This is a genomic window from Nicoliella sp. ESL1149 (genome assembly GCF_058107265.1).
Genome location: NZ_JBYLUE010000002.1, coordinates 22,778 through 37,934 on the forward strand (window position 1 = coordinate 22,778; position 15,157 = coordinate 37,934).

1 protein-coding gene is annotated in these 15,157 nt (G+C 47.9%); it reads right to left on the reverse strand.

Annotated elements, in window-relative coordinates; translation table 11 throughout:
* Positions 1–2,739: 2,739 nt before the first annotated feature.
* Positions 2,740–15,150 carry a hypothetical protein gene (locus tag AC3B6G_RS00260; RefSeq protein ID WP_489848458.1) on the reverse strand — a complete coding sequence of 4,137 codons (12,411 nt, stop codon included), beginning with the start codon at positions 15,148–15,150 and terminating at the stop codon, positions 2,740–2,742.
* Positions 15,151–15,157 lie beyond the last annotated feature (7 nt).

Below are 15,157 nucleotides of genomic sequence, written 5' to 3' on the forward strand. Positions count from 1 at the left end.
TGACTAGCGAATTGGTTAGCTAATGAATTAGCAAATGAAGCAGCTTGGTTAGCAGAACTTACAACTGCAACATCACTATCAACCCCTGCCTTAGCACTGGATGCGGTAGCATTTTGAAGTTGTGCATCGGTGTTAGCACTGTTGATGACACTCATTGCACTCGATGCAACCGAAGCGGCACTTCTGATGACAGTATCACTTGGGTTAGCATTGAATTCACTGTTGATTTGAGCAGCAACACTACTATTAGTAGTAACATCACCACTAACAACAGCAGCAGCACTGGATGCAATTGATGCATACTTAGTAGCATCAGCATCATCAGCATTAACCTTAGTTACAACAGATGCAATTGCACTGGATGCAGAATTAGCAGCACTGGATGCAGAACTAGCGGACTTAGAACCACCGGAAGCACTCGATGCAGCAGAGCTGGCACCACTGGCAGCACTCGATGCAGCACTGGCACTGATGTTAATCGTGTTAACATCAGCAGATGCCTTGGCAGCAGCATCACTAGCAATATTAGTGTAACTTTGAATTGCACTAGAGTTAGCAGTTAAGGAAGCAACCGCACTCTTAGCAGCATCGACATCAGAGACAGCAGCCGTTGAGTATTGACTAGCAGCACTTAAGTTTCCAGCTAAGTAAGCGGAGTTAGCATTACTATCAGCTACATTAACGGCATTTGATGCACTATTAACAGATACTAATGCGGAATCAGTAACATTAACTGATTGAGCAGCACTGGCAGCATTACTTGCGATACTCTTTTGATCTTGAGCATCACTATTAGCAGCAGTTAAACTAGCCATTGCGGAACTAGCAACATTGTAGTAACTGTTCAAGACAGCGTTATTCTTGTTTTCGTTTTGGTTAACTAAGTTAGTCAAACTAGTAAATTGAGTTTGAGCACTATTAGTATCACTATTAGCAATACTTGCATACTTAGCAGCATCACCAGCATAAGAAACAGCTAAACTAGCATTCGTATTAGCAGCAGCAGCAATACTATAAGCAATAGCACTTGCGGAATTAGCAGCACTACTGTTGGAACTGGAACCACTAGCAGCGGAACTTGCTCCACTAGCAGCACTGGATGCAGAACTAGCATCAGAAGCAGCACTTTGAGCATAAGCAGAAGCTGAACTTTCATCGGCAATTGCCTTAGCAGCAGCGTTAGAGGCAACGATCGTAGCAGATGAAGCAGCATCAGATTGAGCAACTGCATCATTTTGATACTTGATCATATCCTTGGCAGTAGCACTGGCTTGACTAGCAAAGATACTACCATTAGTAATACTACCGGCACTAAATGCACTATTTGCAGCAGCTACATAACTATTAACAGTTGATGCACTGGCACTTGCATTAGCATTATCACGATCTGCACTATTTGCAGCGGCACTAGCTACCTTGTAAGCACTAGTTGCGATTGATGCTTGGCTAGTAGCATCAGTATTCAAACTAGCAACCGCAGAAGCAGCATCGCTAGCAGCCTTATTAGCACTTTGAACTAAGCTGTTCGTAGCGTTAGCAGAGGCAAAACCAGAAGCAACCGCAGCTTGACTATTGGCATCACTAAGGTAACCAGAAGTCTTAGCAGCCGCACTATTAGCTTCACTAGCATATTGACTAGCAGCATTAGCATTAGCATCGGCACCACTAGCAATTACGCTAGTTGCGTTGGCAATACTGGAAGCAGAACCAGAAGCACTAGAGTTACCAGAAGCAGCGGAACTTGCTGCACTGGATGCACTGGATGCAGCACTATTAGCAGACTTAGCGTCATTATCAGCAGAACTAGCAATGGAGTTATCATTGTCAGCCCGACTAGCAGCACTCTTAGCAGCAGAAGCAGCAGAACTGGCATCGTTAGCAGCACTCTTAGCAGCAGAACTGGCAGCAGAAGCACTGTTGGCAGCATTAGAAGCCGTACTTTCAGCAGCACTAGCAGCGGAACTGTCACCACTTTGGGCAGCCTTAGATGCAGCGTTAGCAGCGGAACTAGCCGTAGATGCAGCCTTGCTTGCAGCACTGTTGGCACTATTAGCAGCACTGTTAGCACTGTTAGCCGCACTAGATGCACTATTAGCAGCACTAGATGCGATCGAAGCATCACTAGCAGCGGAACTAGCAGTTGAGGCAGCCTTGCTTGCAGCACTTGCAGCACTCTTAGCAGCTGGGTTATCACCAGCATTAGAAGCAGTTGAGGCAGCAGCACTTGCAGCGGAACCAGCATCACTGGCATCACTACCAGCACCAGCAGCAGCAGAACTGGCATCACTAGATGCACTATTAGCAGCAGAGCTATCATCATTAGCACTGGATGCATTTGAAGTAGCACCGGATTCACCAGAAGCATCACTAGCAGCAGAACTAGCTTCACTAGCAGCCTTCGATGCGGAACTATCAGCAGCACTGGCAGCACTAGCAGCACTCATGGCCCCATTGATCGTATTCATTTCATCAGAAGCAGCACTTTCATCAGAAACGGCTTGTTTAGCAGCACTTTGAGCAGTTGAAGTAGCAGTAGCAACAGAAGCAGTGTATTGACTAGCAGAACCGATAGCATTCGTAACATCACTAGCGTAACTAGCAGCCATACTGTTCCAAGTAGTAGCTTGAGCAGATGAACCAGCAGTTACAGCGGAAGCAGCTTGACTAGCATAGAGACTAGCCATGGCTTCGTTGGACTTAGCGGCAACGTTGATGCTATCAACAATTACACCAGCAGAACTAGCAACACTTGTAAGCAGAACTGGCAGCACTCTTTTGTGCTTGAGCATCAGAATTGTAATTTGAAACAGCAGCACTAGCAGAACTGAATACCTTCGCATCACTGGCAATAGCGGAGTTACCGGAGTTAGCAGCAATGTAACCACTCATAACCGCACTATCTTGATCAGCAACGGCTTTGTCACTAGCAACAACACTAGCGGCACTAGCAGCAGTACTATTAGCAATACTTGCAGCATTTACATCAGCATCAGCAGTACTTGCGAAACTGAAGATTTGCTTGCTACCAGAAGCAGCAGCAGAACTAGCAGAACTTGCGGAACTAGCTGCACTACTATTAGCTGAACTATTAGCACTTGAAGCATCACTAGCAGCACTGTTCATCTTACTAAATGCTAAACTAGCAGTATTTTCATCATCGATTGCCTTGCTTGCAGCAACACTGGCAACACCAGTTAAGCTAGTCGTATTAGCAGCAGCACTAGATGCAACTACAGCATCATCACTGGCAACCGCAGCAGCGGATTCAGCAATTGCAGTGTAGCTAGATGCAGCAGTGTAACTACCACCAGCAAGGGCAACAGAAGCATTCATAGAGTTAGAAGCAATAACACTGATAGCACTTGCAACTGCAGAACTTTGTGCAGCAATCACACTAACTTGACTAACGACCGCACTGTAAGCACTGGATGCTGTGTTGTTTTGAATTTGAGCATCACTATTAGCACTATTGATAGCACTCATGGCACTAGTTGCAGTTTCGTGAGCACTCTTAAGAACAGAATCAGTCGTGTTGTTGTTGTAGTAACTATTGATCTCGTTAGCAACGTTCGAAGCACTTGAAGTCGTGTTACTTACAACTGTAGCAGCAGAACTGGCTTCTGCAGAGTACTTAGCAGCATTAGATGCATTAGCACTAGCAACGTTACCATCGATAACGATCGCACTAGCAGCAGAACTAGCAGCACTAGAAGCTGAGCTGTTACCACTAGCAGCACTAGAACCACCTGAAGCAGCAGAACTAGCAGCACTGGATGCACTAGAAGTAATACTTGCGTTCAAGCTGATGGTTTGAACATCATTGGAAGCTTGACTAGCAGCAGTACTTGCGATGTTAGTGTAACTTTGAATTGCACTGGAGTTAGCAACCAATTGGTTAGCAGTTGATTGAGCAGCTGAAACAGCATCACTAGCGGCTTTAGCATAGCTATCACCATCAGCAGTACTTCCAGCTAAGTAAGCGGAGTTAGCATTACTATCAGCAACACTTACGGCATCAACATAACTACTATTAGCAGCAACTAAAGCAGCATCAGTAGAATTGATACTTTGAGCTGAGCTATTAGCGCTAGTAGCAATACCAGATTGAACATTAGCATCACTATCAGCAGCATTAACAGAACTCATTGCTGCACTTGCAATCTTAGCGTAGCTAGCTAATGAAGTATTAACAGCATTTTGACTAGCTAAAGCACTAACACTGTTGTAAGCAGTTTGAGCACTAGCAGTATCACTATTAGCGATCTTAGCGTAGGAAACAGCAGCACTAGCATATTGACTTGCTAACTTAGCATTAGTTGAAGCACCAGTAGATGCACTGTTAGCAATACTCTTAGCACTGGAAGCATTACTACTATTAGAACTTGAACCACTAGCGGCCGAACTGGCTTGACTAGCAGCACTTGAAGCATTTGAAGCATCGGAGGTAGCACTCTTAGCGTAATCAGAAGCAGATTGTTCATCAGCCTTAGCCTTAGCAGCAGCACTATCAGCAATTACTCGAGCAGAACTAGCAGCGATCGAAGCATTCGATGCATCAGTTTGGTAATGAGCCATGGATGCAGCAGCAGAAGTTGCTTGACTAGCAAATTGAGTTCCACCAGCAGTATCTCCGGCAGCAAAGGCACTATTAGCTTGACTGATCAAGTTATTAACGTTAGATACCCCGGTTGTGGTATTGGTATTAGCTTGGTCGGCACTCTTAGCAGCAGCACTAGCAACTTGGTAAGCACTTGTAGCGATACTTGCTTGGTTAGAAGCATCAGCATTGTAACTAGCAACTAATGAAGCGGCAGAACTGGCAGCTTGGTTAGCACTATTAACGATACTGTTCTTAGCATTAGCAGAAGCAATGCTTGAAGCAACAGCAGCTTCACTCGTAGCAGTACTGTTGTAACCAGAAGTTACGACAGCAGCGGAGTTAGCTTCACTGGCATCGACGCTGGCTTTAGAAGCATCGGCATCAGCACCAGAAGCATAACTTCCTGTTGCACTGGCAATACTATTAGCAGAAGCAGAAGCACTGGAGTTACCAGAAGCACCGGAACTAGCAGCATTGGAAGCACTAGAAGCAGCGGAGTTAGCGGAACTAGCAGCACTATTAGCGGAACTAGCGATCGAGCTATCGTTGTCAGCACGGGAAGCAGCACTCTTAGCATCGGAAGCAGCAGAACTGGCAATACTTGCAGCCTTGCTTGCAGCCGAACTGTCAGCAGAAGCACTAGCAGCAGCACTGGATGCTTTACTTTCAGCGGAACTAGCAGCGGAACTGTCCCCACTTTGTGCAGCTTTACTTGCATCACTAGCAGCACTAGATGCAGCAGAAGCAGCAGAACTAGCAGCACTGGATGCATTAGATGCATCACTAGCAGCGGAACTAGCAGTACTATTAGCAGAACTGGCGGCACTCGATGCAATACTTGCGTCACTAGCAGCAGAACTGGCAGTTGAAGCGGCCTTACTTGCATCACTAGCAGCACTCTTAGCAGCTGGGTTATTGGAAGCAGCAGAAGCAGTTGAGGAAGCTTCACTAGCAGCCTTGGATGCATCACTAGCATTGCTACCTGCCTTAGAAGCAGCAGAACTAGCATCATTAGAAGCACTGGATGCAGCAGATGCATCAGAACTAGCACTAGCAGAATTAGAACCAGCACCAGATTTACCAGAAGCATCACTAGCAGCAGAACTGGCTTCACTAGCAGCCTTCGATGCGGAACTATCAGCAGCACTGGCAGCGTTAGCTGAATTCATGGCATTACTGATAACACCCATTTCAGCATTGGCACTGTTCTCATCAGCAACGGCCTTATCAGCAGCACTCTTAGCACTAGCAGTAGCAGTTGCAACGGATGATGTATAAGCACTAGCAGTACTTTCAGCATTTACAACAGCAGCAGCATAACTAGCAGCACTACTGTTCAAGGCATTGATTTGATCATCTGATTGACCATTAACAGCAGCAGTACTTGCTTGGTTAGCATAGATGCTTGCCATTGTAGCATTGGACTTAGCAACCGTGTTGATACTATCAACGATGGCAGCATTGGAACTAGCAACCACGTAAGCGGAACTAGCAGCACTCTTTTGAGCTTGGGCATCAGTATTGTAACCGGATACGGCAGTACTTGCGGAGTTGAAGGAGTTCAATGCACTACTCATTGCAGAGTTACCACTGTTTTGCGTAGCAATACTATTGATGACCGCACTATCGGAAGTTGCAGTTGAACTATCAGCAGCAACGACACTAGCAGCACTGGATGCAATACTTGCATCAACGCTAGCGGAGTTAGCATCGGCATCAGCAGTACTTGCTAAGCTAATGATGATGGCACTACCATTGGAAGCAGCGGAACTGGCAGAACTAGCGGAACTTGAGCCGGAGTTAGCACCAGATGCAGCACTAGAAGCAGCTGAGTTAGCAGAACTTGCAGCGTTGGATGCTGAACTTGCAGCAGAACTATCATTCGAAGCTCTAGATGCAGCAGATGAAGCATCACTGTTATCACTTTGAGCCGCACTAGCAGCGTTAGAAGCAATGGCACTAGCGCTCTTAGCAGCACTGGCTGCAGAACTAGCAATGATCGATTGAGCAGATGCAGTTGAACTGTCACCACTTTGAGCAGCAGCACTGGCTGCGGATGCAGCATTGGATGCAGCAGAGTTATCGGAGTTAGCATCAGAAGTTGCACTAGATGCAATTCCACTTTCACTAGCAGCTCTGGAAGCAGCGGATGCAGCACTGGTAGCAGCACTGGATGCATCACTAGCAGCGGAACTAGCAGCATTAGCAGCAGACTTAGCAGCACTAGCAGCAGAATTCATCGCACTGTTCTTAGGATTTGCAGAAGCAGCACTGGCAGCCTTAGATGCATCAGCAGATGCACTGTTAGCAGAGTTATCAGCACTGGATGCATCACTAGCAGCGGAACTAGCTTCACTAGCAGCACTAGTAGCAGCAGAACCAGCAGCCTTAGATGAATCATCAGCACCAGAAGTAGCACTAGATGCGATACTTGCATCATTAGAAGCACCGGATGCATAACTATCAGCGGCACTAGCATTTTGGGCAGATGTAACAGCAGCACTGATCGTCTTATCTAAGTCAGCAGCCTTACTTTGGTCAGCTTCAGCGGAACTAGCAGCAGTTGATGCAGTGTCCGTAGCAGTCTTAGCAGCGGCAGCAGCAGAACTAGCATCACTGATGACCCCTTCAGCATCACTAGCGTAACTAGCAGCTGTAGAGTTGAACTTAGCAGCATCAGTATTGTTGTGAGCAGCATTAGCAGATGATGCTTGACTAGCAAAGACGCTGGCCATATTAGCATTGGAACTAGCAGCTTGACTATCTTTGTCAGCTTGACTTGCAGCTGATTCAGCAGTCTTAGCAGCGGAACTAGCAATTGCGTTTTGATTATCAGCATCACTCTTCAAACCACTGATTGCGGAACTAGCACTAGCGACTGTTGAAGCAGCGGACTTGATCGTCGCATTGCTTGCATTACTGGAGTTAGCACTAATGATCGCTGCAACAGAAGCACTCTTAGCAGTAGCATCACTAGCATAACTAGTTACGGCACTATCGGCACTGGATGCATTGATAGAGTATTGTTCAGCATTAGCTGCATCAGCATTGGCAGCACTAGCGTAACTATTAACGATGGAGTTAGCGCTAGATGCAGCAGAACTAGCGGAACTAGCAGAACTATTAGCCCCACTATTAGCAGAACTATTAGCACTGGATGCATCACTAGCCGCACTGTTCATGGAAGCAGCAGCAATACTTGCGTGGTTTTCATCATCGACCGCCTTGCTTGCAGCAGTACTTGCCGTGTTGGTGTAACTAGCAGCAGCAACTACAGCATCAGAAGCAATGTTAGCGTTGGAAACAGCGATCGAAGCATAACTTTCGGTCAATGAAGTAAAGTTGTCAGCTAGGGAAATACTTCCAGTATTGTAAGCACTCGCAGCTTGGATAGCATAAACATTAGCTTGGGTATTAGCACTTTGAGCAACAGTGTTAGCGGAACTTACAACGGCAACTTCACTATTTACAGCGGAGTCAGCATCAGAAGCGGTTTGCTTTTGAACTTGCGCATCAGTATTAGCACTGTTGATGACGATCATGGCACTAGATGCAACAGCAGAAGCACTCTTGATCGTGGAATTAGTAGTATTAGCACTGTAGAAGCTGTTGATCTCATTAGCAGTTTGACTGTTAAGGACGGCATTAGAACTTACTACTGAAGCAGCAGAACTAGCAACTGCAGCATAACTATCAGCAGCTGACTTATCAGCACTAACTGAAGTTACATCATTAGAAGTTGCGCTAGCAGCGGAACTAGCCGCACTAGATGCAGAACTAGCAGCCTTAGATCCCTTAGAACCATTATCAGAAGCAGAACTAGCCGCACTCGAAGCACTGGAAGTTACGCTAGCATTGAAGGATACGGTTTGAACATCAGCAGATGCTTGTGCAGCAGCCTTACTTGCAATGTTAGTGTAGCTTTGGATGGCAGTGGAGTTAGCTTCAATTTGTTGAACGTATGAACTAGCAGAAGCAACTTGAGAAGTAGCATCCTTAGCGTAGCTATCACCTTGAGCGGTACTACCAGCTAAGTAAGCGGAATTAGCTAAGCTGTCGTAATTATCTACAGCACTGGATGCGGCAACTACACTAGCGTTCAATGCGGAGTTAGCGGAATTGATCGTTTGAGCGGAACTGTTAGCACTAACCGCGATACTAGATTGAACGTTAGCATCACTATCAGCAGCACTAACGGCAGCCATAGCAGAACTGGCAAGCGTAGCATAACTAGCTAAGGAAGTGTTAGATGCGTTTTGACTAGCTAAAGCACTAACGCTGTTGTATGCCTTTTGAGCATCGGCAGTATCTGTATTAGCAGTCTTAGCGTATGAAACAGCTTCACTAGCATATTGACTAGCTAAGTTAGCATTCGTTTGAGCCCCAGTTGATGCAGAGTTAGCAGCACTCTTAGCAGAGTTAGCAGAACTACTATTGGCACTGGAACCACTATTAGCGGAACTAGCTTGACTAGCAGCACTCGAAGCATTCGAGGCATCACTAGCAGCGGAACTAGCAAAGGCAGAAGCAGAACTTTCATCAGCGATGGCCTTTGCAGCAGCACTATCAGCAATTACCCGAGCCGAACTAGCGGCGATCGAAGCGTTCGAGGCATCAGTTTCGTATTGCGCCATGCTGGCAGCAGACGTATTAGCTTGGTTAGCGTAGATACTTCCACCAGCAACATCACCGGCAGCATAAGCACTATTAGCTTGACTGATCAAGTTGTTAACGTTTGAATCAGCCGTCGAAGCATTCGTGTTAGCTTGGTCGGCACTTCTAGCAGCGGAACTAGCAACTTGGTAAGCACTAGTTGCGATGCTTGCTTGAACGATCGCATCTGAATTAAAGGCTGATACTTGAGCCGCAGCAGAACTAGCCGCACTATTAGCACTAGCGACCACACTGTTCTTAGCATTGGCACTAGCAAAACTAGAAGCAACGGCAGCTTCACTCGTAGCAGCACTGTTGTAACCAGAAGTTACGGCCGCAGCAGAGTTAGCTTCACTGGCATCAGTACTTGCTTTGGCAGCATCACTATCAGCACCAGAAGCATAAGTAGCGGTCTTATCAGCAATACTCTTAGCACTGGCAGAAGCACTGGAGTTACCAGAAGTACCGGAACTAGCAGCCGAACTAGCACTGGATGCGGAACTGGCCGCACTGGAAGCCGTACTATTAGCGGAACTAGCGGTACTGTTATCGCTAGAAGCCCGACTAGCAGCCGAACTGGCCGCACTGGATTGGTTCTTAGCGTCATTAGCAGCACTGGAAGCAGCATTAGAGTTGATGATGGCATTGGATGCGGCACTAGATGCGATACTTGCATCGGTCGAAGCTTTCGCACTGTCACCCTTTTGAGCAGCAGAACTAGCATCAGAAGCAGCACTGGATGCTAAGGAATTATCGGAACTAGTAGCACTAGCAGCAGAACTGGCAATTGCATTGTCACTTTCGGCGGCACTAGCAGCGGAACTAGCATCCTTGCTTGCGGAGTCAGCATCAGAAGCAGCTGAACTGGCAACGGAAGCGGCACTCTTGGCAGTCGAAGCAGCGGAACTGTAAGCACTGTTCCCAGATGCGATACTTGCAGCTTCACTAGCAGCGTTAGAAGCAGAACTTGCTTGAGCATGGGCAGAACTAGCATCGGAACCAGCAGCATCAGAAGCCTTCTTAGCATCGGAAGTAATGGAACTTACCGTTGCGGAATCCTTCTTAGTACCGGCATCAGCACTAGAAGCAATGCTTGCATCACTAGATGCATTAGAAGCATAACTATCAGCACCACTAGCAGTCGAAGCAGCACTCATCGCAGCAGCGATCGAATCGTTCAAAGCACTAGCTTGAGCTTCGTCACTCAAAGCAACGGAAGAAGCATCTTCAGCAGCCTTCGTAGCAGTAGCGGCATTGGAAGCGTAACTACTTACCGTCGCCACGGAGCTAACGACTTGATCAGCGTAGCTCGTAGCTAAGCTATTGAACTTGGTGATATCGGAAAGATTACCAGCTTGAACGGCTTCACTAGCTTGCGCAGCATAAACACTGGCCATGTTCGCATTGGAAACGGCACTCGCATTAACACTATCAGCAAGACTAGCAGCAGTACTTGCCACACTGTAATCGGAAGCAGCAGAACTGTTAGCAGCATCGGCGTTCTTGGCAACCGAGCTCAAAGCAGCACTGGCACTTTGGAAGTTGGAGTTAGCAGTACTTACAGCGGAGTTACTAGAGTTATTGGCAACATAGCCACTCATGATGGCACTGTCTTGATCAGCAGTGTTGGAGTAACTGTGAACGACACTGGTTGCAGAACTAGCAACACTAGCAGCTTGGCTAGCGACCTTAGCATTAGCATCGGCCCCACTAGCTAAGCTAATGGTGGCAGCACTTCCGGATGATGCAGCAGAACTGGCGGAACTAGCAGAACTGGAACCACCACTAGTGGCACTACTTTGAGCCGCACTATTAGCAGATGATGCAGTGGAGGCAGCGGAACTAGCAGTACTGTTATCATTTGAAGCAGCACTCTTAGCACTGTCAGCATCAGAAGCGGCACTCTTAGCAGCACTGGCAGCGGAACTAGCCTTGTTGCTATCACTGGATGCAGCACTAGCAGCGGAACTAGCAGCAGATTCAGCAGAGGAAGCAGCCGAACTGTTACCACTTTGCGCAGCCGAACTGGCAGCAGAAGCGGCACTAGATGCGATCGAAGCTTGAGAACTGGCATCGGAGTTAGCGGAACTAGCATCGGAGTTCGCAGAACTGGCAATGGAGTTAGCGGAACTAGCGATACTTGATTGCTTAGAAGCATCGGAAGCAGCGGAACTAGCAATTGAAGCCGCACTCGATGCCGTAGAAGCATCAGAGGCGATCGAACTGTTAGTTGGGTTAGCAGAAGCGGCACTCTTAGCAGCACTAGCTGCGGAACTGGCATCGGAAGCATGGGAACCAGCTTGACTAGCAGCAGAGCTAGTTGCACTAGAATCACCACTAGTATCAGCGGAAGCTGAACTAGTTGCAGCGGAAGCACTGGAAGTACCGTTAGAACCAGCGGCACTCGATGCATTGCTTGCTTCACTCGATGCTTTCTTAGCACTACTATCAGCAGCACTAGCATCTGCAGCGGAACTAGCTTGAGCACTGATGACAGCTAAGACGCTGTTAGCAGCACTTTCATCGGTGATGGCTTGGGTAGCTGCACTTTGAGCAGCCTTAGTTTGCTTGTCGATATCATTAGCAGAATTTTGGGCACTACTGAACAAGGTGTTGGCACTGGCAGCAACCGCAGCATTGGAACTTTCGTCCTTCGCAACGGCACTGGCGTCACCAGCAGCAGCGTCATTTGAAATTTGCGTAGCAAGCGAGTTAGCAGAAGCGACGTAACTCTTTGCAGTGGCGTCAGCACTAGTTAAACCATTGTAATCAACAACGGCATTACTGTATGCAGCACTGGCAGCTTGGTTTTGGTTAGAAGCATCGTTGTTCAAGCTGTTAAGAACGACGTTAGCACTTGAGATCGCAGCAGATGCACTCGTAATAACGGGGTTAGTAGCATTTGATGAGTTCGTGTTATCGTTCATGATGCTATTAACAGTCGTAGCGTAACTGGATCCCTTTGCGGAATCAGCATTAACAACAGTTGCAGCAGAACTTGCTGCGATACTTGCAGCTTTGGCAGCATCTACATCGCCACTAGCAGAAGTTGCTAAGGAAGCAATGCTGGAACTGATACTGTTGATAGCCGAACTGGCGGAACTACCACCACTGGCATTACTTGCATTGGAAGCAGCTTTGATGGCGATATCAGCCATGGAACTAGCGACGTTTCGATCACTGATGGCCTTCGAAGCAGCAACAGAAGCACTCGTAGTGACACTAACGGCAACGGAAGCCGCACTCGTAGCACTAGTTTCATAAGCACTCATACCAGCGATCAATGCACTAGCTTGAGAAGCAAAGGTACTACCAGTACTATTGTCACCCTTGCTGAAGGCACTATTAGCTTGCGAGATCAAAGAGTTAGCTTGACTAGCAGTGTAACTAGCATTGGCATTGTTACTATTAGCAACACTAGCAGCACTAGATACCGTAGCGGAGTAACTCAAAGCAGCGGAAGATTCAACGATGGCATCGGATAAGGCTGCACTAGCGGTATTAGATGCGGATCTAGCCACACTGTTCTGACCACTGACCACGGAGTTAGTTGGGTTAGCATTCGCAATACTTGCAGCAAGCGAAGCATTGTTGCTTACTGTGGTGTTGAAGCCACTAGTTGCGTTCGCAGCGGAAACCGCTTCACTAGCGTACTTGGATGCGTCAGAGTTAGCAGCATTGGCAGATGATGCTTGAGCACTCGTAGCATCAGACATACTATTAGCGGAACTGGATGCTCCACTATTAGCCCCACTTTGGGCGTTACTGTTGGCACTGGATGCCGTGGAAGCAGCGGAACTGGCGGTACTTGCCGCACTGGATGCAGCGGCACTAGCAGAACTAGCATCGTTAGCCGCCTTGGATCCATCTGTAGCAGCTGATGAAGCCGCACTGGAATCAGCCTTAGCCTTGGAATCGGCAGATGAAGCAGATTGTTCAGCCGATGAAGCTGCGGAGCTATCACCATTTGAGGCCGCAGAACTAGCAATACTGTGAGCGATGCTGGCTTGACTAGCAGCAGAACTAGCATCAGAAGCCGCACTGGATGCAATACTGTTATCGGAAGCAGCCCGACTAGCGGCACTGGAGGCCTTCGAAGCATCAGATTGAGCATCAGAAGCAGCGGAACTAGCAATACTGGAAGCACTCTTAGCAGTCGAAGCAGCGGAACTGATGGCACTGTTACTTGGGTTAGCAGAGGCAGCACTGGCAGCCGCACTAGCGGCACTGGATGCGATACTAGATGCAGAGTTTGCACTTTGGGCACTGTTAGAAGCAGCGGAAGCATCTGAACTAGCTTGACTAGCAGCGGAACTAGCTTCAGAAGAACTACTACCGGCACCATTGGAACCAGTAGCGGCACTGGAAGCTTCACTGGCTTCACTAGCAGCCTTAGAAGCAGAACTATCAGCGGCACTAGCAGCTTGAGCACTAGTCAAAGCAGCGTCAACGGAAGCCTTGGCAGCATCGGCAGCAGCTTGATCACTAGCAGCCCGGACCGAAGCACTGGATGCGGAACTGGCAGCAGATTGGGCAATCGAAGCTTGTGATTGAGCGTTCGTAGCATCTTGAGCAGCAGCATTACTTGCATCAGTAACAGAATTACTAAATGCGTCTCCAGAGGATTGGTTACCAGCGGAGTAGTAACTATTAGCAGTCGAAGCAGCACTAGATGCGATCGAAGCTTTGCTACTTGCATCAGCAGCATAACTATCAGCACTCTTAGCAGCAGTACTTGCGGCACTATTAGCACTAGCAGCGTCACTAGATGCGATCGCAGCGTCACTGGAGGCACTGGATACAACGGCACTCGCAGAGTTAGCCGTACTTACCGCATTGCTGATAACGGGGTTACCAGAGTTAACGGCTGCACTTGCGATACTTGCGATCTCACTAGAAGTGGAACTAACGTTAGTGGAATCAGCGATGACTTGTGCATCAGCGGAACTAGTTGCGCTAGCGGAATTGGATGCTTCTACAGAATACTTATCAGCATCAGTAGCAGCAGCAGAAGCTTCGTTCGCAGCATTACTTGCATTCGCAGCGGCATGGGAAGTATTAGATGCACTCCCACTTCCGGCACTGGCAGCATTCGAAGCCGTATTGGCTGCAGAACTGGCCGTATTAGCAGCGGAACTAGCGGTACTACTATCGTTAGCAGCCGCATTACTTGCCGCACTAGCGGAGTTCTCTTGACTTTGGGCGTCAGAAGCCGCACTAGCGGCCGCACTCGATGCACTGGATGCAATGATCGAATCCGCACTCGCAATCGCTTCAGCCGATGAAGCAGCGGAACTATTTCCTTGACTAGCAACAGAACTAGCCACACTAGCAGCCGAACTAGCATCCTTAGCAGCAGAACTGGCTAAGGAAGCCGCACTACTTGCGACAGTATTATCAGAAGCAGCCCGACTGGCAGCAGATGAGGCAATGATACTTTGTGATTGCGCATCGGAAGCAGCGGAACTTGCTTGACTAGCGGCACTCTTAGCAACTGACGTTGCTGAACTGACCGTGGAGTTCTTTGGATTTGCAGAAGCGATCGCAGCCGCAGAGTTAGCGTCGCTTTCCGCAGCACTGGCATTCGTAGAAGCACTTTGGGCGTTCTTAGAAGTACCTTGAGCATCATTAGAAGCAATGGTAGCAGCCGAACTAGCTACGGATGAACTAATTGCAGCCCCAGAAGCAGACGCACTAGCTCCACTAGCTTCAGTAGCTGCCTTTTGAGCACTACTATCAGCGGCACTAGCAGATTGGGCACTAGCAACTTCATTGCTGATCGTAGCTAAGATACTGTTAGCGGAACTTTCATCATTGATAGCTTGACTAGCTGCACTTTGAGCAACCTTAGTTTGACTGTCGACCCCATTAGCGTAACCTTGGGCACTACTGAACAAGGTGTTG